Annotated in this window: 21 protein-coding genes and 3 other annotated features; of the genes, 3 read left to right on the top strand and 18 right to left on the bottom strand. The window is 40.8% G+C overall.

The window, feature by feature from the left end:
* Position 1 precedes the first annotated feature (1 nt).
* From BUB05_RS12880 to recD2, 10 genes are all read right to left on the bottom strand, one after another.
* Positions 2–523, bottom strand: coding sequence for a DUF986 family protein (locus BUB05_RS12880; RefSeq protein WP_073050028.1), 522 nt, complete (start codon positions 521–523; stop codon positions 2–4).
* A 10-nt stretch (positions 524–533) separates the two neighbouring features.
* Positions 534–2,483, bottom strand: a complete 1,950-nt coding sequence (gene metG, locus BUB05_RS12875; RefSeq protein WP_073050027.1) for a methionine--tRNA ligase — start codon at positions 2,481–2,483, stop codon at positions 534–536.
* A 372-nt stretch (positions 2,484–2,855) separates the two neighbouring features.
* Positions 2,856–3,080: a binding site (T-box leader), on the bottom strand.
* Between the two features lie 53 nt (positions 3,081–3,133).
* Positions 3,134–3,376: an RNA-binding S4 domain-containing protein gene (locus tag BUB05_RS12870; RefSeq protein WP_073050026.1), complete on the bottom strand. Its 243-nt coding sequence runs from the start codon at positions 3,374–3,376 to the stop codon at positions 3,134–3,136.
* A gap of 58 nt (positions 3,377–3,434) precedes the next feature.
* Positions 3,435–3,728: an HU family DNA-binding protein gene (locus tag BUB05_RS12865; protein WP_073050025.1), complete on the bottom strand. Its 294-nt coding sequence runs from the start codon at positions 3,726–3,728 to the stop codon at positions 3,435–3,437.
* Between the two features lie 47 nt (positions 3,729–3,775).
* The gene (gene mazG / locus BUB05_RS12860) at positions 3,776–5,191 is read right to left on the bottom strand and encodes a nucleoside triphosphate pyrophosphohydrolase (protein WP_073050024.1); all 1,416 of its coding nucleotides are present in this window, start codon (positions 5,189–5,191) and stop codon (positions 3,776–3,778) included.
* A gap of 7 nt (positions 5,192–5,198) precedes the next feature.
* Positions 5,199–6,806 (bottom strand): putative polysaccharide biosynthesis protein, encoded by a 1,608-nt coding sequence (locus BUB05_RS12855; RefSeq protein ID WP_073050023.1) that lies wholly within the window; start codon positions 6,804–6,806, stop codon positions 5,199–5,201.
* A gap of 21 nt (positions 6,807–6,827) precedes the next feature.
* The gene (locus BUB05_RS12850) at positions 6,828–7,415 is read right to left on the bottom strand and encodes a DUF5317 family protein (protein ID WP_073050022.1); all 588 of its coding nucleotides are present in this window, start codon (positions 7,413–7,415) and stop codon (positions 6,828–6,830) included.
* 197 nt (positions 7,416–7,612) lie between these two features.
* Positions 7,613–8,137 carry a ribosome hibernation-promoting factor, HPF/YfiA family gene (hpf, locus tag BUB05_RS12845; protein WP_073050021.1) on the bottom strand — a complete coding sequence of 175 codons (525 nt, stop codon included), beginning with the start codon at positions 8,135–8,137 and terminating at the stop codon, positions 7,613–7,615.
* Between the two features lie 224 nt (positions 8,138–8,361).
* The gene (locus BUB05_RS12840) at positions 8,362–9,108 is read right to left on the bottom strand and encodes a ComFC family protein (RefSeq protein ID WP_094762922.1); all 747 of its coding nucleotides are present in this window, start codon (positions 9,106–9,108) and stop codon (positions 8,362–8,364) included.
* Positions 9,109–9,216: 108 nt separating this feature from the next.
* Positions 9,217–11,436 (bottom strand): SF1B family DNA helicase RecD2, encoded by a 2,220-nt coding sequence (gene recD2, locus BUB05_RS12835; RefSeq protein WP_073050020.1) that lies wholly within the window; start codon positions 11,434–11,436, stop codon positions 9,217–9,219.
* Between the two features lie 203 nt (positions 11,437–11,639).
* On the opposite strand from recD2, the gene BUB05_RS12830 reads away from it, so the two are divergent.
* The 3 genes from BUB05_RS12830 to BUB05_RS12820 all read left to right on the top strand — a co-directional run bounded on the left by BUB05_RS12830 (position 11,640) and on the right by BUB05_RS12820 (position 13,897).
* Positions 11,640–12,458, top strand: a complete 819-nt coding sequence (locus BUB05_RS12830) for an acyl-[acyl-carrier-protein] thioesterase (protein WP_073050019.1) — start codon at positions 11,640–11,642, stop codon at positions 12,456–12,458.
* Between the two features lie 95 nt (positions 12,459–12,553).
* Positions 12,554–12,994 carry an NfeD family protein gene (locus BUB05_RS12825; protein ID WP_073050018.1) on the top strand — a complete coding sequence of 147 codons (441 nt, stop codon included), beginning with the start codon at positions 12,554–12,556 and terminating at the stop codon, positions 12,992–12,994.
* Positions 12,995–13,897 (top strand): SPFH domain-containing protein, encoded by a 903-nt coding sequence (locus BUB05_RS12820; RefSeq protein WP_073050017.1) that lies wholly within the window; start codon positions 12,995–12,997, stop codon positions 13,895–13,897.
* A gap of 48 nt (positions 13,898–13,945) precedes the next feature.
* Here BUB05_RS12820 and BUB05_RS12815 read toward each other — a convergent pair whose 3' ends face one another.
* The 8 genes from BUB05_RS12815 to BUB05_RS12780 form a co-directional block, all read right to left on the bottom strand.
* A complete protein-coding gene (locus BUB05_RS12815; protein WP_073050016.1) occupies positions 13,946–14,197 on the bottom strand; it encodes a CPF_0552 family protein in 252 nt (83 codons plus the stop codon).
* A gap of 68 nt (positions 14,198–14,265) precedes the next feature.
* A complete protein-coding gene (gene pruA / locus BUB05_RS12810) occupies positions 14,266–15,921 on the bottom strand; it encodes an L-glutamate gamma-semialdehyde dehydrogenase (RefSeq protein ID WP_073050015.1) in 1,656 nt (551 codons plus the stop codon).
* 297 nt (positions 15,922–16,218) lie between these two features.
* The gene (locus tag BUB05_RS12805) at positions 16,219–17,694 is read right to left on the bottom strand and encodes a sigma-54 interaction domain-containing protein (RefSeq protein ID WP_073050014.1); all 1,476 of its coding nucleotides are present in this window, start codon (positions 17,692–17,694) and stop codon (positions 16,219–16,221) included.
* Between the two features lie 230 nt (positions 17,695–17,924).
* Positions 17,925–18,142 (top strand) — a binding site (T-box leader).
* Between the two features lie 528 nt (positions 18,143–18,670).
* A complete protein-coding gene (leuB, locus tag BUB05_RS12800; RefSeq protein ID WP_073050013.1) occupies positions 18,671–19,726 on the bottom strand; it encodes a 3-isopropylmalate dehydrogenase in 1,056 nt (351 codons plus the stop codon).
* Between the two features lie 213 nt (positions 19,727–19,939).
* Positions 19,940–21,469, bottom strand: a complete 1,530-nt coding sequence (locus BUB05_RS12795) for a 2-isopropylmalate synthase (RefSeq protein WP_073050012.1) — start codon at positions 21,467–21,469, stop codon at positions 19,940–19,942.
* A gap of 86 nt (positions 21,470–21,555) precedes the next feature.
* Positions 21,556–21,797: a binding site (T-box leader), on the bottom strand.
* Between the two features lie 107 nt (positions 21,798–21,904).
* Positions 21,905–22,615 carry an ABC transporter ATP-binding protein gene (locus tag BUB05_RS12790; protein ID WP_094762920.1) on the bottom strand — a complete coding sequence of 237 codons (711 nt, stop codon included), beginning with the start codon at positions 22,613–22,615 and terminating at the stop codon, positions 21,905–21,907.
* Entirely contained in the window at positions 22,599–23,804 is a 1,206-nt protein-coding gene (locus BUB05_RS12785; RefSeq protein WP_073050011.1) for an ABC transporter permease, read from the bottom strand. The genes BUB05_RS12790 and BUB05_RS12785 overlap by 17 nt, the downstream gene beginning before the upstream one ends.
* Positions 23,801–25,015, bottom strand: coding sequence for an ABC transporter permease (locus tag BUB05_RS12780; RefSeq protein ID WP_073050010.1), 1,215 nt, complete (start codon positions 25,013–25,015; stop codon positions 23,801–23,803). The genes BUB05_RS12785 and BUB05_RS12780 overlap by 4 nt, the downstream gene beginning before the upstream one ends.
* Between the last annotated feature and the right edge of the window lie 4 nt (positions 25,016–25,019).

The raw sequence follows: 25,019 nt of genomic DNA, 5'->3' as shown, positions 1-25,019 counted from the left end.
CCTACTTTTTCTTTTTGGAAGCTTTTCTGTACTGCTTGATCAATGACACTGCCTTCTCTTTCTCAATCTTGTCATCCTTAACTGTAATCCTCTGGCTTCTCATTGTTCCACCTACATTGTAGTTGATTATGAGTTTGCAGGTCTTCTTTTTGAATCCGATCCATTCCACAGACTTGATGTCTTCCCATTTAATCAGTGTATTGCTTTTCAGTATGCCTCCCTCAGTAAGCAAGGTGCTTCCCAGAGTATTAAGCATAACTGCCACAAAAAGAACCATTGTAGCTACATATTGCGTCAGTTCCAAAGTTGATATTTCATTGCCTGCCTGAATATTTCTGACCATGGATGTACCCATAAGTGCCAGCATTCCAAATACCAATACACTCATCATATTCATTATCCTGTTGTCGGCAGTAAACTTCAAAAGGGTTTTCCCTTTGTTTTTTGCATTTTTTATTTTATTCTTGATATTCAGAACCAGCATTACCGTTCCAAATACCAGAACCAATTGATACATTATCATAAATTGTCTCCTAAGATATTTTTGCTCCATCCTTGAATTCTTCAAGGGTGGACACTAGAGTCAATTTCTTGCCCTTGGTAGCTGCAAGAATCATTCCCTGGGACTCAACACCCCTGAGTTTAACAGGAGCCAGGTTGTAAACCATTACTACCTGTTTTCCAACAAGATCTTCTGGCGCATACCATTTTGCTATTCCCGAAACAACCTGCCTTTTCTCCTCGCCTACCTTGAGCTGGATAACCAGAAGTTTGTCGGCATCAGGATGCTTCTCAGCTGACAACACCTCTGCAAGTCTCATGTCAAGTTTGGCAAAATCATCTATTGATATTTCTTCCTTTTCCTTCTTCTTATTCTTCTGTTCCTTCTTTTCTTCCTTTGGCTTTTCCGCCTCTTCAGTCTCTCCTCCAAGCTCAGCAAGCTTTTTCTTTGCATCCAGTCTTGAGAAAAGAATCTCGGGAGTTCCTACCTTGTCTCCTGCCTTTATTCCGTTGAACTCCTCAAGGCTATCCCATCCCTTCACTTCAGTATTCAACTGCTTCATTATCTTCTCCGATGTTTCAGGAAGATATGGTTCCAGCAATACAGCCGCAATCCTGATTGACTCAAGAAGATTGTAGAGTACTGTTCCAAGCCTTTCCTTCTTTGTCTCGTCCTTTCCAAGAACCCAAGGCATGGTCTCGTCAATATACTTGTTGCTCCTTCTCAAAAGCTTGAATATCTCATCTATTGAGTCCGCCACCTTCAATTCATCCATTTTTGCATTGACGTTTCCAGGGGTTGCAAGGGCAAGTTCAATAAGCTCCCTGTCTATTGCCTCCAGTTCTCCCTGAGGAAGGATGTTTCCGTCAAAATACTTGTTTACCATTGTAACAGTCCTGTTGACAAGATTTCCCAGAATGTTTGCAAGCTCCGAATTTATTCTCTCAATGAGAAGCTCATAGGTTATGGTTCCGTCATTTGCAAAAGGCATCTCATGAAGAACAAAGTATCTCACTGCATCAACACCAAAGTGCTCAACCAGGAAATCCGCATATATTACATTCCCTCTGGACTTGCTCATCTTTCCGTCACCCACAAGAAGCCAAGGATGTCCAAACACCTGCTTTGGAAGCTCAACGTCAAGAGCCATAAGCATAATAGGCCAGTAAAGCGTATGGAACCTCAAGATATCCTTTCCAATCAGATGGACATCTGCAGGCCAGTACTTCTTGAACAGCTCTCCACACTCGCCGTCAGGAGTATATCCTAGACCGGTGATATAGTTTGACAAAGCATCGATCCATACATAGATCACATGGTTTTCGTCAAAGGTAACAGGCACTCCCCACTTGAATGAAGTCCTTGAAACACAAAGGTCCTGAAGTCCAGGCTTAAGGAAGTTGTTTATCATTTCGTTCTTTCTTGATTCAGGCTGGATAAAATGAGGATTGTCCTCTATATGCTTCATCAACCTGTCCGCATACTTGCTCAATTTGAAGAAGTAAGCCTCTTCCTTTGTCTTGTACACTTCCCTTCCACAATCGGGACATTTGCCGTCTACAAGCTGTCCCTCAGTGTAGAAGGACTCGTCGGGTGTACAGTACCATCCTTCGTACTCATCCTTGTATATGTCTCCCTGGTCGTAAAGCTTCTTGAATATCTTCTGTACCACTTCCTTATGGTCTGCATCAGTAGTTCTTATGAACTTGTCGTAAGAAGTATTCATTATGTCCCATATTCTTTTGATCTCAGCTGCAACACCGTCGACAAACTGCTGTGGCTCAACTCCCGCCTCTTCAGCCTTAAGCTCGATCTTCTGCCCATGCTCGTCTGTTCCAGTTTGGAAGAACACGTCGTAACCCGCAAGCCTCTTGAACCTTGCAATGCTGTCCGCCAGTACTATTTCATAAGTGTTTCCAATATGCGGCTTGCCCGAAGTATAGGCAATAGCCGTGGTGATATAATATTTTTCCTTGTTCATAATTGCTCCTTTTAGTTTTATTCGTATCTTATTTTTTTCTTTTCCATAGGGTCGCAAATTATTCAGATATTGGTTCCCTACTCACTCGGAACGTCAATTCAAATCAATAAGGAAAATTGACGAACCTCGAATTCGAGACCTCACCAATATCCGAATAATTTAACTGATCTCCAACCTTTTACCATTAAACAACTACCCTTTTCTACTACTTAGAAATAATATAATTTTTATCGAGGTCTCGAATTGAAACACGACAATCAACCTTATATAAACAAAGATTGTTGTGTTGAATTGAGTAGGGAGGCAAAAATTATATTATTTCGAATCCAGCAAGCGGCATGTGTGTAGAAATAAAAAACGCCTCTTATAAAAATAAGAGACGAATATATCCGTGCTACCACTCTTTTTCGTGAATTCCTCGCGAAATACACCTCAGGGGTTATAAACCTGCCCGTAACGCTGGACTGCGACAGGACCTACTTGGTTTCAATCCTGCAACTCGGGGGCCATCTTCAGCTTCTATTACAGACCGGTTTTCACCATCTCCGGCTCTCTAAACTGCTTTTCAAAACCTACTCTTCCCTTCAAAGTCTTTTACAATATATAAAATATATATTATTTTATGACTGTTGTCAAGATTGATATCAGGACTATGTCAGTATCCTGTACATGGCCTGGGCATCATCCTTCTTCACATGCTCGGTAAGCTGTTCAACTGCCACTTTCATAGTCTTGTCTCCAAAAACTATCTCAATTACATCGTCAACCTGAACTTCCGTCCCCGGCTTTGCAGTCTTCCCATTCACCAATATCCTACCCTTTTCACAGGCTTCCTTGGCAACGGTCCTTCTCTTTATTATCCTTGAATTTTTTAAAAACTTGTCTATTCTCATATTCTACTCCTAATGAAAAATCAGACCCATTAAGGTGGTCTGATTTAGTCATTTCTTATTATTCGTTAACTGCTTCTTTTAAAGATTTTCCTGCTTTGAATACAGGTGCTTTTGATTCTGGTATTTCGATTTCTTGCTCTGGGTTTCTTGGATTTCTACCTTTTCTTGCTTTTCTCTCTCTTACTTCAAATGTTCCGAATCCAACTAATTGTACTTTCTCACCTTTAACCAGTTCATCCTTAACTGTGTCCATGAACGCGTTAAGGTACATTTCTGCCTCTTTCTTAGTTCCTTCTTTTCCAGCACTCTTAGCCATTTCTGCCATGTTAGCTACTAATTCAGCTTTATTCACAATAAAACCCTCCTATATAAATTTAATATTGCAAATTCCTTAAGGAATTAATGCCTTTTTGATGTTTCCCACAAGTTGTCCATTTCTTCAAGCGTCATCTGTTTCAAGTCTTTTTCAGCATTCTTCTCAATAAATCCAAATCGCTTTATGAATTTGGCATTGGTTCTGCTGAGTGCAATATCAGGATTGATCTTAAGAAATCTCGAAAAGTTTATGAGAGAAAAGAACAGATCACCGAGTTCTTCCTCTATTTTATCCTTTTCCATAGATTCATATGCTTCCATAAGCTCCTGAAGTTCTTCATTTACCTTGTCAACGGCCCCTTTAATATCAGGCCAGTCAAATCCTATTTCAGCAGCCACCTTCTGTATCTTGTATCCTCTGGACAGAGGGGACATTGCCTTTGGTATCTTATGCAATTTTCCAGTATAGGATTCAACCTGTTTTTCAAGATTCTTTATTTCTTCCCATGTCTGAACAACCTGGTCTGCATCTATAGCAACCTTGTCCTTGAAAACATGAGGATGTCTTCTAATAAGTTTCTCACAAATATGCTTTGTAACGTCCTCAAAATTAAAGTATCCCTCTTCATCAGCAATCTGTGAATGGAATACAACCTGGAGAAGCAAATCACCCAGCTCTTCAACCATGTTTTCTATGTCGTCGTTTTCTATAGCCTCTACAACTTCATATGCTTCCTCGATGGCACATTCTCTTAATGACATGTGAGTTTGCTTTCTGTCCCATGGGCAACCGTCCGGTCCCCTTAAAAAGGACATTGTCTTTTTCAAATCAATAATATTATACAACCCTAACATTGATTTTTCAATACTTTCAATGAAAATATATGTCGAATAATCATAATTTTTTTGTCTATCCAGCTCGAATAATGAAATTTCTTCATTTTTATTCGCTAATACGTCAAATATTCGGATTTTACAGTCCGGCGGGTACACTTCAGTCATTTCAAGCTTTAGCTTGGTTGCCATGCTAAGACTTTCAACATTGCACACAATGTTGCCTGAATGGATGTCAAAATCATGATTTTCATCGCTCCCATTCATTGCTTTTATGCTGCCCTGGGTCGATGCCATTTTCACTGCCTTGTCAAGAAAACTCATATTGTCCAATATTTCAGTATCTATCACGTCATTGTCCCTTAACCTTTCGGTTATTATGTCACCATTCAAGGGGGATCCGGGAACAATGTAGAGAATATGTCCGTTTTCTTCCATTTCAGCTATAAGTGTCTTTTCTATTTCATCATATACATCTTCAATATTTCCCTTCTCTTCAAATATGGAATCGAAGTGAATCAAATTGTCGAATTTGTTTTCATCGAATATCGGATGTCTTTCAGTTCTTGAAAACTTTGGAAGATTGCCCTTCAACACATTGTATGATTTGACCGACATTTCATCCATGGTTCCCGTTCCAAGACCCATTATACTTATCTTACCCATTTTATACCTACTTCATAAGTTTTATTTTCTTCATTATGCTATAAATTTTTTCTCCCTTGGGAAGAAGGTCCATATCCTTGCCTGTAATGGTTCCAGTTACAGGCAGAGCTACTGCATATACGGCTATACCAACAGCTATCGAAGCCAGCGCAGCCATTTTCATGCCAAGGACTCCAAATGCCAAAGTATATACTCCATAAACCATTGCACCCATTATTGCCGATGCAATGAAAGGTCTAACTGTTACCTTGAGTATATTCACATGTATATCGGTATATTTATTAAGATCAAAATAATTAAGCAACGCTGCAGTCAGATAAGCAGCTATAGTACTGATAGCTGCACCCTTTACATTGAGAGCAGGAATTCCTACCAGTATATATGTAAGTACTATCTTTACCACTGCTCCTATTGCAAGGTTTTTCACAGGTATTCTCTGCTTTTCAACAGCCTGCAGTATTGCCGTGAGCGACTGTACAAGGGTCAGGAACACTACGCTCACTGCAAGTATTGCAAGGAGCTGCCCTACACTTACATGCTTGTCCGGACCAAGGGCCGGATAAAAAAGGGCTATTATAGGCTCAGACAATATATACAGACCAACGGCTGAAGGCAGTCCTATAATAAGGGCTGTCCTTGTTCCTAGACTTGCCGTGTGATTCAGGTTTTCCATATCATTTACTGTAAATGCTTCGGATATGCTTGGTACAAGGCTCATTGCTATTGCAATTGAGAAGACCTGTGGGAAATTGATAAAGGTCTGTGCCGTACCGCTTAGCTGTCCGTACAAGTCGGTAGCTTCCGTCACCGTATATCCTATCTGCAAAAGCCTCATTGAAACAAGCTTTGCATCTATTAGTCCCATGAGGGGCACTATGGAAGCACCCAGTGTTATTGGAACAGCTATGGTAAGAAGCCTCTTAACAACTCTTTTGCTTTCATCTGTGCTGTTGCTTCCTGCCGATGCAATGTTTCCCTTGATGGTCTTCCTGTTTCTGAAATATATGAAAAAGATAAGGAGAAATCCTGCAATTCCTCCTGCCGAAGCTCCAAATGACGCTCCTCCTGCCGCTTCTGGCAGTCCTTTATCCACTAGAATATATGCCAGGGAAAGTCCTGTTGCAAATCTAACCAGTTGTTCGATGACCTGCGACATCGCTGTGGGAACCATATTCTGCATTCCCTGGAAATATCCCCTGTATACACTCATGACAGGTACTATGAAAAGCGCAGGCACCAATGCCAGAAGTGAGTAGTATGTACCCGGATATCCTATGGAATTTGCAATATTTTGGGCAAAAATAAAAATCACAAGTGAAGACAATATGCTGATGACAAGAATTACCTTCATTGAAATTTTAAATATCTGATGGGCTCCTTCAGGATTGTCAAGGGCTCTCTTTTCAGATACAAGCCTTGCGATTGCCGTTGGGAATCCAGCCAGCGATATTACCAGAAGAAGGTTGTAAACCTGATATGCCGGCTGATAGTATCCTATTCCTTCAGTGCCTATTAAATTCGTCAATGGTATGCGGTATATCGCACCAATTATTTTAACTATGAGCCCTGCCATTCCCAAAACGGCAGCTCCCTTTAAAAAGTTTTTACCGGACATTTATGTTTCGACCTCCACGTCTTATCTGAAAAGTCCTTTTGAATAGCCAAAGTTTCGTCCTTTTCTTATATTTTTGTCTGTCATTATCTGCTGTATTATCAGTATGATTCCCGCAAATATGAGTAGATCTCCCAATGTTGCAACTGACGGGTATACAAAGAACTTGTTGAATGGAATTATTCCTCCCATTATGCTCTTCTCCTGGGGAATCAGTTTGAAAAACCTTACACTGTCCGCCTTCAGTAGCTGTACTATCTCACTGCTGTAGACTTTCTGTGCATTTTCAAGGGTCAGGCCTATCCTCAACCCGTTGAGAATCACCATTATAAAATTAAAAACAGCTCCTGTCAATACAATTACCATATATCTTATCCTAAGATTTGCAAGCATTGCAATTATTATGGATATATATGATGAAACAAGGAGTATGTCAAGAAGCCTGTCATTTATGGTTACCAGTCCGACATTGAGCATGAAAATAGAAACCTGAATCAAAAAACTCAGAATAATCAAAAACGGCAGTCTTATGTTTACATATCCTATCCTTTCAAACTTGCCTCTTCCCACCTTGCCTATTATCAATCCTATGGCAACTGCATATATGAACAACTCTAATCCTCCCTTGAAAATCATATTGTAATTCATCGACTAGAAACAATTATACTTTATAGTATTTTCATTTACAAGACAATAGTCAATCTTTTCTGAACTTTAAGTATTCTTTGAATTCTCCAATGACTATCATAGCGAATTTATTCAAAAAGGCTGTCTGGAAATCATTCCAAACAGCCTCTCTATTACAATTTTTAAAACTCGGGTTCAATCAATCCGTAGTTTTCATCCCTTCTCTTGTATACAACGTTAACTTCCTCTGTGTCGGCATTTAGGAAAACAAAGAAATTGTGATTAACAAGATCCATCTGAAGCACTGCTTCTTCAACATTCATTGGTTTCATTGCAAATCTCTTTGTCTTGACTATTTTAGATTCATCTTCATATTCAAGGGGTTCGATATTGTCGAATCTTATAGTCTCCGGCATGTGTTTCTTGTTCTGTAGCTTGGTCTTGTGTTTTCTGATCTGTCTTTCCAGAGTATCCACTGCATTGTCAATTGAGTGATACATGTCGTCTGTCACTTCTTCAGCTCTTAGAACTACACCAGCAAAAGGAACTGTGATTTCAATAATCTGTCTTAGCTTTTCGACACTGAGTATTACCTTTACCTCCACATCCTTATAAAAATATTTTTCCAGTCTGCTTACCTTTTTTTCAACAGTGTCTTTCAAGCTAGGTGTTACGTTGATGTTCTTTCCAAATATTTTAGTTTTCATATGTCTGTCCCCTTTCTATGTTTGTATTTTTAATATACCCATTTGGAGGGTATTTTAAACAAGATTTATGTTACATTATCAAGCTAAGCAAAAATATTTATTCATAAAGGTGATTATACAAATTGTGTACAACTCTGTTAACAACCCTTGTTTTCAACCATCATTCTGTGGATAACTTCCAAAACTTTATAACATTGTTAATAATTATTCAATCTTTGATGCTGTTATCTTGCTATTGTGGCACACCATATTTTACTGGCACCGTTTTCCCGCAATATTGACGCACATGCATTGAGGGTTGCTCCCGTAGTATAAATATCATCGACCAGCAAAATGTTTGAAATCATTCCCGGTTTTCCAGAATACTCAAAGGCGTCTTTTACGTTTGTCCACCTTTCTTCACCTGTCAGACTGCTTTGGGGAACCGTCTTCTTTGTTCTTATAATTAATTTTAACACAGGTGGTCCGATTTTTAAAGAGATATACTTTGCAATTAATTCAGATTGATTGTATCCTCTTGTTCTCATCTTCAAAGTATGGAGAGGGACTGGAACTATTGCATCAAATCCACGAATTTCCTCTTTCTCCAGCCTTTCAACTAACATTTGTCCGAAAAGCTTGTACAGGTAGGATTTGCCACCGTACTTGTAGTCCCTGACAAGTTTTTTTGACAGTCCCTTATATTCAAGAGGTGCGACGGCTCTTTCAAAGCACTTCACTTTTGAGAGACATTCGTCGCAAAGGTCTGCGTCATGGTCCAAGGGCTTCGAGCACTTCCTGCACAGGAGTCCTTCAAGCTTGTCAACATCTGCACTGCATGACTTGCATATATGGGAATCTCCAATATATTCATCCCTGTAGTTGCAGATATAGCAAAGGTTTTTCTCCGGTACAAGTATTTCAGCAATTTCATCCAGTATTTTTATATCATCAAATATCTTCAATCCATCTTCACCTTCTGTCATGTCCATATTATATCATTCATATTAATTTATACTTTAGTTGCTGTGTCTAGACTTAAGCGATTTTGCTACGCTGATACTATCCGCTTCGCAGCTATCGCGACATAGTCGCTGTATCTAGACCAAAAAATCCCTTATGTGGGCAAGCCTGTAGTCGAGTCCGGAGTATCTTTCCATTATTTTGTTGTTCCTGATCATCATCTTTATGTATTTCTCGTATCCCACAAGAACCACCAGCCTTTGCGCTCTTGTAACTGCAGTGTAGAAGAGGTTCCTGTTCAGCAGCATGGGAGGTGCCCATGTTACCGGAATTACTACCGCAGGGAATTCACTACCCTGGCTTTTATGAACTGTAACTGCATAGGCTGGAATCAATTCATCAAGCTGTCCGAAATTGTATTCCACTTCCTTTCTGTCGTCGAATTCAACCCACAACTTTTCATCCTTAAGATCAATATACCTTATATAGCCTATGTCGCCGTTAAAAACCCCCTCTCCCTTGTCGTCTTCCCCGTCAGACTTTTCTATTGTCCACTTCAGCTGGTAGTTGTTCTTTATCTGCATGACCTTATCGCCTACCCTGAAAATGTAGTCGCCATGTTTTCTTTCAGTTTTCCTGTCGGATTCGGGATTCAAGGCAGCCTGGAGCATCCTGTTTAGCTCTATGGTACCCGATGCCCCCTTCTTCATGGGGGACAGGACCTGTATGTCTTCAAGACTGTTAAGGCCATAGTGTGACGAAAGTCTGTCGGAACAAAGGGATACTATTGTTTCACCAATCTTTCCTTCTTCCGCTCTTATGAAAAAAAAGTCTCCATCCTTAATATTATACGCGGGAGCTTCCCCTTTATTTATCTTGTGGGCATTGACTTTTATGAGACTTGTTTCCGACTGCCTGAATATCTTGTCAAGCTTTGTGAAAGGAATTACTCCCGATTCTATTATGTCCTTCAGAACGTTTCCCGGTCCGACAGATGGAAGCTGGTCGACATCTCCAACGAGGACAAGGCTTGTTCCCGGTTCTACAGCCTTAAGCATTGAATTCATAAGGAGGATGTCCACCATTGACATTTCGTCTACAATTATTGCATCATACTCCAGGGGAGATTCGTCGTTTCTGTTGAAGAAAAGGGAATTTGTATCCTCGCTGAATGTATATTCAAGAAGCCTGTGGATTGTCTTTGCATCCCTTCCGGAAGTTTCAGTTATCCTCTTTGCAGCCCTTCCCGTCGGAGCACAAAGGGCCGGCTCCCTGCCCAGTTCTTCATAGACCCTTATAAGGGTGTTGATTACGGTAGTCTTCCCTGTACCGGGTCCTCCTGTTATAATCGATACTCCGTTTTCAAGTGCCTTGACTATGCCTTCCTTCTGTTTTTCAGTGAGCTTGTTTACATTTTCCTTTTCTATGTTTTCGATTATCTTTAGTATGTTCTTCTTTTTTTCAGGCTGATAATTGGTGTAAAGGTTCACCAGTTTGTTGGCAGTACCGGATTCGGCATAGTAATACGGTGTATAGTATATGCATTCAACATCATTTATGTTCTCCACAAAAATCTGTCCCCTGAAGGCCATATTCGATATTACTGCATCTATGTACTCTATCCTAACTCCCAGAACCAATTCAGCCCGTTCCTTCAAGAAAGATTTTGTAACGTAAGTATGACCTTCCGAAGCGGATTCTATGAGAACAAATCTTATTCCCGCCTCTATCCTGAATTCAGAGTTCCTGTCAACTCCCATGGTTCCCGCAACCTTGTCTGCAAGTTTGAAACCTATGCCGTCGATTTCCTCGGCCAGTCTATATGGATTGTCACTGACCTTATCAACTGTCTCCTTCCCGTATTTCCTGTATATCCTGATCCCATAGGATGGCGTTATTCCATATTTCTGGAGATACATCATTATCTCCTTGATTTCAATCTGCTCCCTGAAGCTTTCGGTTATTATTGCAGCCTTCTTCTCGCCTATTCCATCAACTTCTGTTATAAGACCGGGATTGTACTGCATTATTTCAAGAGTCTTTTCACCGAAATGTTCCACAAGCCTTTTGGCCGTAGACTTCCCTACGCCCTTTATAAGTCCCGATGAAAGGTATTTCTCAATACCCATGAGGGAATCCGGCAGTATTATCTCAAAACTATCCACATGGAACTGCTTCCCGTATCTCTTGTGATATCCCCACTCTCCTGTGAGGCACATGGTTTCTCCTTCGCTTAGATTTGCAAAGGTTCCGGTAAAAGTTACGACATCATCATCAGTTTCCATTATTCCAACAGTATATCCGTTTTCCTCATTGTGGTATATTATCTCTTCAATTGTTCCTGTATGTTTTTCCATTGGTCCACGTCCTCAATCATGCATAGTGATGCTTGGTTCTTCATCATCTCAAACTCGCCCTGTCCGGGACGATTAAATATATTATATGATTTATGCATATGATGGTAAAGGAAAACTTTCCTTTCTTGTTTAGGTTTAATTTTGCCAGAATCAGGGTATAAGTAAGAAGTATGAATAAACTCAACTTTTCTCAGGGGGTATATATGCCATTAATGAAAACGACAAAAAACTACGAAATCCTGTGTTTCTATACGGACTACAAGGACAAGCTTTCGCCCCAGGCCCTTGTTGGCCTCTTTCAGGATGCAGCATCAAACCAGTCCAATTTCCTGGGTGTTGGATACGACTATATGCAGGCCCACAACCTTATCTGGGTCCTTCTTAAGTACAATATCGTCATAAACAGGATGCCAAAATTCAGGGAGAAGATCAAGATAATAACCTATCCCATGTATTATGAAAGGTTTTATGTCTACCGAAAGTTCGAGGTCTACGACGAAAATGAAAATCTCATATCCTATGCCTACTCCACCTGGACAATAGTCAATGTGGAAACAAAGAAGCTCTGCAGAATCACTCACGACCTCATAAAAGCCTACGGATTCACAACCAAGGACAGATTCTTTGAAAAGATATCCTTCAACAATATCGAAAAGATAAAGGAAGCAGACATAGAAAAGAACTTTCAGATAAGATACCTTGACATCGACCACAATCTACACGTTAACAATACGAAATACATTGCATGGGCTATAGAGTCCATACCATTTGACATAGCAACGGAATGCAATCTTTCCCATATGGATGTAATCTACCGGAAGGAAATACAATACGGAAACATGGTGAATATAAAGAGCAAGATAAACGACTTCGAGGACAAGGTGGAAATTATCCATATGGTAAACAGTGAAGATGGCGACCTGCTCTGTCAGCTGAAAACCGTCTGGTCAAGGAAGAATGGAAGCAACGATAGTGAATGCAACGAAGGTGATGAAATGAATGAGGCAGGACATAAAAGTTAATTAATGTTAATTTTTATATTTTGTTAATACATTTCCACTTGATTTAATGATAAAATATATTATGAAGTGATATCATCACTATAAAGGAGGTAAATATGAACCCGTTAGATTTCATTTGGATAGCAGCAGCAATAATTTTTGTAATAATAGAAGCTGCAACGATGGGTCTGGCCACAATCTGGTTTGCTTTTGCAGCAATAGCAGCATGGCTGGCTCAGGTCATAGGAGTACCCCCTCTTGGACAAATTGCCGTATTTCTGGTAGTTTCGGCCATATTGCTGTATTACACCCGTCCAATAGCGCTTAAGTATTTCAAGGTTGGAAGGACAAAGACAAATGCCGACAAACTTGTTGGAGAAACAGGCAAGGTTACAGAGGAAATTGACAATCTTAATGCCAAGGGTCTCGTTAAGATATCCGGTCAAATCTGGACATCAAGATCATTGGGAAACAAGGTGATTCCCGTCGACACCTTGGTAAAGGTAGAAAATATCGATGGAGTAAAATTAATAGTAAGTGAATTGGAGGATAAGTAAATGGGTCAAATAGTTGGTTTAATAGTATTGATGCTGGTAGTTATCATTACCGTCATCGCAAACATCAAAATCGTACCTCAGGCAAATGCCTTCGTCCTTGAAAGACTTGGCGCCTACAGCTCAACATGGAATACGGGTCTTCACGTAAAAATGCCCTTCCTTGACAGAATTGCAAGAAAGGTGTCCCTGAAGGAACAGGTTGTGGATTTTCCTCCCCAGACCGTAATCACAAAGGATAATGTTACTATGCAGATAGACACCGTAGTATTCTTCCAGATAACGGATCCAAAGGCATTCACCTATGGAGTTGAACGACCCATAGCAGCAATAGAGAACCTTACTGCAACCACTCTGAGGAATATCATCGGTGATCTGGAACTGGACGAATCCCTGACTTCAAGGGAAATCATAAATACAAAGATGAGAAGCATACTGGATGAAGCCACAGACCCTTGGGGAATCAAGGTTAACAGGGTGGAACTCAAGAACATCATGCCTCCTGCAGAGATCCAGGATGCAATGGAGAAGCAGATGAAAGCCGAGAGACAGAGAAGGGAAGCCATCCTTAGGGCAGAAGGTGAAAAGAAATCCGCAATCCTTGTTGCCGAAGGTAAGAAACAGTCTCTCATCCTTGAGGCAGAAGCCGATAAGGAAGCTGCGATTAGAAGGGCTGAAGGTGAATCTGAAGCCATAGTAAAAGTACAGACTGCAACTGCTGAAGGTATCAAGAAAATAATCGAAGCCTCTCCAACCAAGGAAGTTCTATCCCTCAAGAGTCTGGAAGCATTCAAGGAAGCAGCCAACGGCCCTGCCAACAAGATCATCATCCCTTCGGAAATACAGGGAATCGCAGGACTTGTATCATCCCTTACGGAAATATCCAAGGATGAAAAAAAAGCATAACGTAATCAAAAAATCCACAGATTAAATCCTGTGGATTTTTGTATTTCTCTAGAATTTCATATCCTTTGCCACAACACCTTCGATGGCATCAAGCTTCTCTTTGAGCTCTACCGCTTTTTCACTGCAGTTGTCTATCATTTCCAGGATCACAAGTCCCTTCTCTGTACAACTCTCATCTGCATGCTGATGCATTCCAAGTCTCGTCTTTATATAGCATCCATATTCAGACAGCAACTTCTGAACAGCCTCAGCAGTTTCACTTCTTACATCAATTCGTAATCCGATAACTATCTTTTCCATAAACACCCTCCAGTTTTATTGTGAACAATGTCTCGTATGATATATGCACTGCCCTACTTAATATTATATCATACTTCAGCTTTCACAGAAACGGGAGTTTTCTCTTCCATGTAGGGATATAATATGTTTTTGGGAGGGTTGTAATTTTCCTTTATCGTCCTTGCGCTTGTCCATCTCAGAAGATTAAGCCTGCTTCCCGCCTTGTCGTTTGTTCCCGACTTTCTGCCTCCGCCAAAAGGCTGGGCCCCCACTACTGCTCCTGTAGGCTTGTCGTTGATATAGAAGTTACCTGCACTGTATAACAGAGCCTTCTCCATGTCTCTTATTACATCTCTGTCGGAAGCAAAAATTGCTCCTGTAAGGGCATAAGGCGATGTAGTGTCGCATATTTCGAGTGTCTCCATAAGATTCTCGTCTTCATATACGTATATGGTAAGTACGGGCCCGAATATTTCCTCTTTCAAAAGCTTGAATTCCGGATCATCAGTAACAACTACTGTAGGCTCAACAAAATATCCCACACTGTCATCCACATGACCTCCGAAAATTATTTCCGCATCTTCTGAATTTTTTGCAAATTTTATATACCTCTCGATATTGTCATATGAATTCCGGTCTATTACAGCTCCCATGAAATTGTCAAAATCCTCTGTCTCTCCAATCTGAATCTTTCCCAACTCATATTCCATCCGGTCCCTAAGGGCCTCCCAGATGCTCGCTGGTATATAGGCTCTTGATGCTGCAGAACATTTCTGCCCCTGATATTCAAAAGCCCCCCTCACCATGGCTGTGGCAAGCTGCTTTATATCGGCCGAGTTGTGGGCGAAGATAAAGTCTTTCCCTCCTGTTTCCCCTACAAGCCTTGGATAATTCCTGTATCTGTCCAGATTCATCCCTACATTTTTCCATATGTTGTTGAATACCTTAGTTGAACCTGTGAAGTGAACTCCTGCCAGATGCTCGCTAGAAATAACATGCTTTTCAATGTCCGATCCCCTTGAAGGAACAAAGTTTATTACTCCTGCAGGCATTCCTGCTTCCATCAAGAGCCTCATTACAAAATAGTTGGAGTATATTGCAGTTCCCGAAGGTTTCCAGACTACTGTATTCCCCATAATTGCAGGAGCTGAAGACAGGTTTCCTCCTATTGCTGTGAAATTGAAAGGTGATATTGCAAGTACAAATCCTTCGAGAGGCCTGTACTCCGTCCTGTTCCATTCCTTAAGACTGGATTCAGGCTGGTCCTTGTAGATTTCCTGCATGAAATATGCATTGTACCTTAAAAAGTCTGTAAGCTCGCAGGCAGAATCTATTTCAGCCTGGATTACCGTCTTGCTCTGTCCAAGCATTGTGGATGCATTGAGAAGTTGTCTCCACGAACTTGAAAGAAGGTCTGCAGCTTTAAGAAAAACCGAAGCCCTGTGCTGCCACGGCATGTTTCTCCATTTTTCACCGGCCTCGACAGCAGCTTCCACGGCCATCATTAATTCCTCTTCTCCCGCCATGTGATATCTTGCTATTACATGTTCCTTGTTGTGGGGAATCCTTACATCCTTCAAATTTCCTGTCCTTATTTCCCTCCCCCCTATGATGAGTGGTATTTCAATGACCTCGTTCTTTAGTTCATTCAGTTTCCTCCCCAGTTCCCTTCTTTCCCTGCTGCCTGGAAGATACTCAAGTATCTTTTCATTTACCGGTCTTGCCATGTTAAAATTGCCTTTCATAAAAATCTCCTTTTCCATTTTACATCTGCTGATGCATATCAATCAATTTTAAAATTCATATTTGCAACAACCGTGCCAGATTTAAAAAAATTCTTTGAAACGCACAGAAATCCATGTATCTGCCTTCATGCAAATCCTGAAACCAGTCCTTAAGCCCTTGATAATCAATGGATCCGCCTCCTTAATCAATCAAAAACACCAGCAACAACCAGGTTGGAGCCAAAACACAAGATACTAAAAAATAAAAAAGACAGGCATACACAACCCATCTTTTTACCCAGTATACTACCCGTTTATTTACCCTTTTTTGAGTTTTGTTTCTTCTATCATCTTTTTCAAATCATATTTGATTACCTTGTTGTTCATGGTTTGCTGCGGTATGTCAAGATCCCGGGCAGCCCTTGAAACGTTGCCGCCGGCTTCCTCAATGGCCATTGCAAGGAGTTCCTTCTCGTATTCAGCCATTGCTTCCCTCAGTCTTATCCTGTCCTTGCTTTGTGTTTCTTTCTTTTCCCCGGCTTCAATCTCGGGAATGGATTCCCTTCTCATGAGAAGTCCTTCTATTTCACTTTCCGCATATGTTATTACACTGCAGTTGGTATAGTTTGAAAGCCTTTCGACTATGTTCTTAAGTTCCCTGATATTCCCGGGCCAGGAGTAATTCATAAAAAACTCCATTGTCCTGCGGTCCACTCTTTCGATATTCTTTCCCAGTATGGAATTGAATTCGGCGATGAATCCGTCGACAAGTTTGGGAATGTCATTCTTTCTTTCCCGCAATGGCACAAGATCGAGGTTCAGGACACTTATCCTGTAATACAAATCCTCCCTCAGTTCTCCCGATTTAACCAGTATTTCAGGTCTTACATTGGTAGTGGCTATAAGCCTGAAATCAACATCAATTTCCTTTTCTCCACCAACCCTTCTAACCTTTCCTTCCTGGAGAACTCTCAGTATCTTTGCCTGAAGGCTCAAGGGCATTGAATTAAGCTCGTCAAGAAAGAGTATTCCTCCACTGCTTTCCTCGAAAAGACCGGGTCTGTTTTCCGCTCCTGTAAAGCTTCCCTTTACAGTTCCAAAAAGTATGCTTTCCAAAAGCGTCTCGGGTATTGCCGCACAGTTTTGCACTACAAAGGGTCTGGACTGCCAGTTGTTCATGGAAGTGTACACTGCCTGGGCCGCAAGTTCCTTTCCGGTTCCCGTCTCCCCGTATATGAGAATACTTGAAGGGCTGTTGGCAATATTTTTGATTTTTTCCCTGAGCTTTACAACTGCATTGCTGCTGCCGGCTATGGAATCTACGGTATAATACAACAATCTGTCACCTTTCCCGCTCAACTCATCCTTGAAGCCTTTTGATGAATCTGCAGCCTTTCTCCTGCTCCCAGGAACAAGTTTATTCAAGTGAAGCTCCGGAACATCCTCGCCGATTTCATAAACCGCCCTCACCCTTTCCCCGTCAAAAATCGGATATGTGGATGTTAGCTTTGTCTTCTTTTCTCCCCTTCTCGTCACGTAGGAACATATATTATTTTCAAGAGACTTTTTGTTCCTGAATACATTTTGAATTGAACTTTTATTTCTTTGAAGATGTAAAAAAGCATCGTATATGGACTTGTTTATCACCTGGCTTTCCTTCATGCCAAACTGTTTCTCACAATGATTGGCATATATTATCCTCAGATTTTCATCCACAACCACCACTTCTTCTTTTACATCGGACATGATTTTTTTCAATATATCAAACTTGAATTCAAATGGTTCGTCAAACATTCAATCACCTTCCACCGGATTAACTATCAATTACTGAATATATTAATCCCATTACAGTCGATTGTCAATAATGAAAGGTGCCATCAGTTAAAATGAACTTATTTCAACGTTTGTGCACTATGCCATACGACAAATGCACTAAAACGGTTTTTTGGATACAAAATACAATATTGCGTTTTTTCAGTACAATCCCCTTGACAAATTGTTTCATTTCTGTTACAATTATCTACATTAAAGCTTTGAAAGAGAGTCGACTTTTCACAATTGCTTATAGAGAGCCGGTGATGCTGGAACCCGGCGGCAAGGAAAGGAAGATATCACTCTGGAGCTGTTTCGGTGAATAGTCAGCCGAAAACGATTGACCCTGTTATAGGTCTAGGTTTGTTAGAACCGATAGAGAGGCACTCAGTGCAACCAAGGTGGTACCGCGGATTATTTCGTCCTTGAAGATTTATTCTTCGAGGGCTTTTTTATTTCATTAATGTGAGGATAAAATTATTCTGACATATTGAAATGAAAATATAAGAAATAGAAAATAAAAAGGAGATTTAAGATGGGTAAAAAAGAAATGTTGATGCAGGAAGAAAGAGAATTGGCGGAAGTTTGGGGAATGGCCGAAAATATGAACCATTTCGGAACAGGTCAATATTCGGAAGACAAATAATATCCGGATAATAAGCATCAGTTATAAGAAAAAATGATGAAAGGAGAATATTATGTATAACGAAAGACCTTTGACTGCAGAAGAAAAGGAATTGGCTGAACTGTGGGAATCAGTTGAAACAATGAACCATTTCGGAACGGGACAGTTTGCTGGAAACGAAAAATAATCTTTAATCAAATAAGGAGGACGTGATGGAAAGTGATATTGACATTAACCTCATTGACGTAAATGAAACATAAAAAGAATCTATTGAGATTGTAATCCAATAGATTCTTTTTTGTTGTCTCGATTTTTATTATTTATGCTTTAACTCTATAACGCCGCTATTATTCTGTCTGTGATTTCAACAGTTGAAAGATAGCTTTCTTCCTTGCTTATGTCTGCAGTTCTATGTCCGCCCTTCAAGGCCTTCTTCACTGCATTCTCGATCATGGCAGATTCGGCTTCAAGCCCGAATGAATACTTGAGCATCATGGCAGCAGAAAGTATTGTCGCAATAGGATTAGCCTTGTTTTGGCCAGCTATATCAGGTGCGGATCCGTGTATAGGCTCGAACATTCCATAGTTTTGCTCTCCTATGGAAGCCGAGGGAAGAAGTCCTATTGATCCTGTTATCATGCTGGCTTCATCTGAAAGTATATCCCCGAACATGTTTCCTGTAAGGATTACGTCAAACTGCTTCGGATTTACAACCAGCTGCATTGCAGCATTGTCAACATAGAGGTGCTCAACTTCAACCTCAGGATATTTCTTTGCGGTCTTTTCCACAGTCTTTCTCCAAAGTCTTGACGAATCAAGAACATTGGCCTTGTCAACGCTTGTAACCTTTTTGTTTCTCTTCATTGCTATTTCAAAGGCTCTCTCTGCAATTCTTGCAACCTCATATTCCCAGTATTCCATGCAGTCGTATGCGTGGCTTCCTTCAGTGGCTCTCTTTCCAAAGTATATTCCACCTGTAAGCTCTCTTACGATAACTATGTCAAGACCGCCTTCAACAATTTCATCCTTGAGAGGACATGCATCTGCAAGCTCTTCAAACATTACAGCAGGCCTTATGTTTGCATACAGTCCAAGCTCTCTTCTCAATGTAAGAAGTGCCTTTTCAGGTCTCAATTCTCCCTTGAGATCATCCCACTTTGGTCCGCCAACGGCACCAAGCATAACGGCATCACTTTCCTTGCAAACTTCGAGAGTCCTGTCCGGAAGATTTACTCCCTCCGCATCTATTGCCGCTCCACCTGCCAAGACCTCTTCAAACTTGAAGCTGTGGCCACATTTCTCTTCTACTGCCTTCAATACCCTTACTGCCTGATCGATTATCTCAGGTCCTATTCCATCACCTTTTATTAGCGCTATCTTGTACTCCACTTTTTCCTCCTAGTTCTTATATCACGTCATTAGCTGAGTTGATTTTTTGTTATTTGATATATAAACGCTTCAATTGTATATCAAATGTTATAAAATCAAAACGAAACTTGACGTGAGATAAAACATCATTAATTTTTTATTACTTAAACAATAATATTTATATTATAACTTTAGTTGAGTAATTTCATGTTATGTCTAAAACACAAATCAAATCTAGCTTATTTCCTGTTCCTGCTTTTCTTCAAATTTCATTTTGTTTACTGCATTCACATATGCCTTCACACTTGCCTCGACTATGTCTGTGGAAAGTCCTCTTCCAATATACACATGCCCGTTATCCCTAAGCTTTACAGTTGCATCACCGAGAGCATCCTTTCCTTCAGTTACTGCATCCATTGACCAGTCTTCCAGCTTCAGCTTCCTGCCGACGATCTTCTCAATTGCCTTGAAGGCGGCATCTATAGGTCCGTCTCCAGTCGCAACCTTCTCTACAGTTCTGTTGTTTGTCCTTATATTTACTATGGCTGTTGAAGTTATGGTATTTCCGCTGTTGATAACAAATCTTTCAAGCTCGAATTCCTTTGGTACTGCAATGTTCTGTCTTGATACTATTGCATCGATATCCCTTTCATGCACTTCCTTCTTCTTGTCTGCAACTTCCTTAAACCTGGTAAATGCAGCTGCAAGCTCTTCCTTGTCAAGGTTGTATCCCATAGCAACAAGCTTGTCGTTGAAGGCATGTTTTCCCGAGTGCTTTCCGAGGACAAGTTTGTTCTCATGAAGCCCTATGGATTCAGGTGTCATTATTTCATAAGTTTCCTTGTTGTTGAGTACACCGTGCTGGTGAATTCCCGACTCATGAGCAAATGCATTTGCTCCGACTATAGCCTTGTTCGGTTGAACCTTCACTCCAGTTATGCTTGACAGCAGTTCGCTTGATCTCATGATTTGCTTAGTGTCTATATTCACCGTATATGGATAGATGTCCTTTCTTGTATTGAGGACCATTGCAATCTCTTCAAGAGATGCATTGCCGGCTCTTTCTCCAATACCGTTGATTGTACATTCTATCTGAGTAGCTCCAGCTCTTATTGCTGCAAGGGAGTTTGCCACGCCAAGACCAAGGTCGTTGTGGCAGTGGACTGAAATATCCACCTTGTCAAGGGCGGGACACTTGCTTCTTATCTTTGAAATGAAGTCATAGTATTCTTCAGGAGTAGTGTATCCTACAGTATCCGGTATGTTTATGGTTGTTGCTCCTGCATTGATTACCCTTGTAAATATCTTAGCAAGAAAATCAACATCACTTCTTGTGGCATCCTCTGCAGAAAACTCAATATTTGAAAGGTATTTTTTAGCATACTTGACCATTTCCTCAGCCCTGTCCATGACGGCTTCCGGAGACATCTTAAGCTTGTACTCCATATGTATTGGCGAAGTGGCTATGAAAGTATGGATTCTAGGGCTTACTGCATCCTTTACGGCTTCCCACGCCTTGTCTATGTCATCCTTGTGCGTCCTTGCAAGACTGGCAACAGTAGTGTTTTCTATGACTCCAGCCACTTCCTTTATAGCCAGCAGATCTCCTGGCGATGCAGCAGCAAATCCGGCCTCTATTATGTCAACATTTAGCCTTTCAAGCTGCCTTGCAAGTTGAAGCTTTTCTTTCAGGTTCATTGAGCAGCCCGGTGACTGCTCTCCATCTCTTAAGGTAGTGTCAAAAATTTTAATTAGTTTACTCATGATATTTCTCCTCTTTTTATCATCTTGGTTGTTTTCTGCAACGTCATGTACAACATATACAACAAAAAATCCCGCCTCTGACTATTGTCAGAGACGGGATGTATTTACCCGCGGTACCACTCTGTTTATCCGAATATCATAAGATATCCAAATCTCTCATTCGAGTTCAATCAAACTCTCAGCCTGTAACGTGGCTTCCGTATTTTCCTACTGTTTTCGGAAAATCTGCTCTGGAGTGAGTGTATTTTCATGACAGTATCGATTTTCACCACCATCGACTCTCTGAAACTTGTCTCTAGAAAACTTTTTTCTCCATCATTGCATTTATTACGATATATTCATTGAAGTGATTTTAGCATAAATGTTACAGACATGTCAATAAGTATTTTACTTTTTTGTCATTTTTTACATCTTCACAATTTATTTACATACGTTTCATCCTTTGAATATGCTGTAGTACAACTCTTCAAGCATGACCCTTTCCCCTTCTTTTGAAAGAAGCTCTTCAGTCCTGCCATGAAGTTCTATTCTTCCATCCGAAAGAAAATACAGGCTGGTGCAGAGTTCTTCAACGAACCTCATCTGGTGACTTGCCATTACTATGGTCATTCCTTTTCCACTCAATTCCTTCAATATAGATGAAAGCTCGGAAATCCCCTTGATGTCAACACCTGCAGCAGGCTCGTCAAGTATCAGTACCTCCGGGTTCTTAAGAAGCTCTGTCCCTATGTTAAGCCTCCTCTTCATGCCTCCGGAAAGGCTCCTGACCTTTTTATTTCTCGCTCCATAAAGTCCAAGAGTGTTGAGAATTTCTTCAGACATGGAAGATGCATAATGCCTGTCCAATTCGTACAGGCCGGCAAAGAATTTCATGTTGGCAGTCACGGATAAGTCGCCGTATAAAGCTATCTCCTGAGGTACATAACCCATTTTTTCCTTCATCAAAACCGCAGGTCTTCCTCCTATTGTCGCACTGCCCGAATCCGCCTTCAAGAGGCCGCATATAATATTCAGAACCGTAGTCTTTCCAGTACCGTTTGGACCAATTATACCTGCAAATTCGCCACTGTCTATCTTCATTTCCAACCCTTTAAGAATCTCTTCATTTTTGTATCTCTTTTTTATGCCCCTAAGCTCTATTTCCACCTGCTTTTCTTCCCCCTTTCTTTATTGATGCCAATGCAGCCATCACTGCTGCTGCAGATATTTCCTTCAAAACAACACCCATGTCAATATCCGTCGATTCAACAGTGAACAACTTGATTATATGTTCCCTTGATGCCATTCCCGGAACGAATAAAAGTATTGAAGGTATATCCAGGCCGAAAAACTCCGTTGCATATGTCATGTTGCCAAGTATCCACATCCCTGTTACGAGAAAGGGAACCGCTGTCATATAGTCAGTCCTTCTAACGAATAACCTGGAAAGAAATACTGCCAGCGATGATACAGAGACTGAATATGAAAAAAGGTCAACTGCAACTGCAGCCATCTTTAGATGTGAGAAAAACAATCCCTTAAGGATTAAAGATTGAATAATAGAAACCAAAAATATCATTAACCCTATTCCAAATATGTTTCCTCCAATATATTCAATCTCGTTTTTCCCCGACATCCTTATCCTGTCCATTATCCTGCTTTCTCCATCTTCATACAGGCCCATGCTCTGGTAGAAGGAGGATACGAGATGGAACATGAGTATCATGCCGAGAAGATACCTTATGAACATTTCCTTTGTAACTGTGTAGAGAGGCATGTCGAATTCCCCTGCAACGGTTTCCGTATTGACGTCAAGCTTCAGATCTTCCATTTCACCATAATGCAAGGCTTTATTCTCAAAGATCAAGGAGAATTCCTCCAGTTCCTTCTCATCTTCAAGAATCACTTCCATTTCATTAAGAACGGCATTCCTGAGCACATCAAGCATGAAATAGGGTGTTATAATGTCTGTGACTCCTGATGCCATATAATTGTCCGACAGGTATTCTATTAAAATGAGATCTTCAGACTTTCCAGCCTCGACTGACTCACCGAAGCCCTTTTTTATCGTATAGAGGCCTGTGACCGTTTCATCTTTGAGTCTTTCTTTTCCTTCCTCCATGTCATAGACAAATATAGAAAGGGTCTTGTCACCCTTCAACCTTTCTACCAAATTGCTTGAAAGCTCTGAACCGTCAAGGTCTACAACTCCAATCCTGCTTCTCATTTCAACCTCGTTGCTGCCCAGATATCCTGTGGATACCATGGCTAGAACCAGGGGAAACATTACAAACAGCGATACAAGGACCTTTCTTGAAAAGAAAAGCCTTATCCTCATTTTCATTATCTCAATCAAGATGCATCCCTCCTTCCAGCAAGAAGTTCTGCAATCTTGAGAAACAGCATCCCCAATATTGCGCACCCTGCGAAGGCAGTCAAGACTCCATGAAATGAAGCATTGCCGTACATTATATTCACAACATTTTTCGATATTATCAGATTTGGAGAATATAGGGCTATCCGGCTGGTTTCATAGGGAAGCAGCACTACCGGGAAGAAGGTTCCTCCCGCAAAGGCTATAACTACATTGAATACTGATGATATGCTTGTAAAGCTGTCCTTGTCCCCAACTGCAAATCCCGCTGCCATCCAGAAGGAGTTCAACATGAACGATGCTCCCAGAATGAAAAAAGTCAATTCAAGCCATGCCGGTTCCATTCCCGAAAAATTTGCAAATGCAAAAAGTATGGCAACTGTAGAAAATGTATTGAAAATCCCATAGGCCAAAGATTTCGAAAACATGCATGAATACATGGGTACTCCTGCCATCCTGGTTTTCGTCGTTATTCCCGAATCCCTGTCCTCCATGGAGTCCAGTGCCGAAAAGGTTGTAGTAAAGAAAAGCAGAAGTATCAATATGGACACTCCATGATATATGAAGGATGAAACAGACGGAAAATTGTATACCGGAGAAGTTTCGAACATGGATTTTCTTCCCAGTGTCTTGAAAATCAAGCTGTATGATATTCTATCATTAATCTCCGTCGCCTCTTTCATGGAATATCCCATATCTCTAAGGGACATGTATTCTGCCGAAGTGCATATTTCCACTTGATTCACGTACTTGGCAAATCCTTCTACAGTCTTCTTGACTATAAGGAATTCGAATAAGTTCTCTCCATTGCTGTAGAGCTTCAGGGGCGGATTTTCCATATTAAGTAATCCCGTAGAAAAATTCTCCGGGATTACAATATATGCCGTTATTTCATTGTGTTTCAGCTTCTCAGCTGCCTTCTCCTCCTCCATTGATTCAAACTCCATCATATTGGAAATTGTCTCTTCTCCGGTTATGGTTCCGAGCAGCATTGTACTGTCAGGTGATCTCTCAAGGTCGACAATTCCTAGTCTTATCTTTTCTGTCGGGTTATCTATACTGTCTCCACTGTCGAACACCAGACCTGAACCTGCCAATATCAATAAAGGAAGAAGAAAGATTACTGCAATCTTCCTGTAGTCGGTGACTATGGTCCTTAGATTGAAACGTAGTAGAAATACACAGCCTTTCATATAC

Source organism: Dethiosulfatibacter aminovorans DSM 17477 (assembly GCF_900142005.1).
Taxonomy (GTDB): domain Bacteria; phylum Bacillota; class Clostridia; order Tissierellales; family Dethiosulfatibacteraceae; genus Dethiosulfatibacter; species Dethiosulfatibacter aminovorans.
Note: the sequence above shows the minus strand (reverse complement) of the source record. Positions and strands in the feature narration are given on the sequence as shown.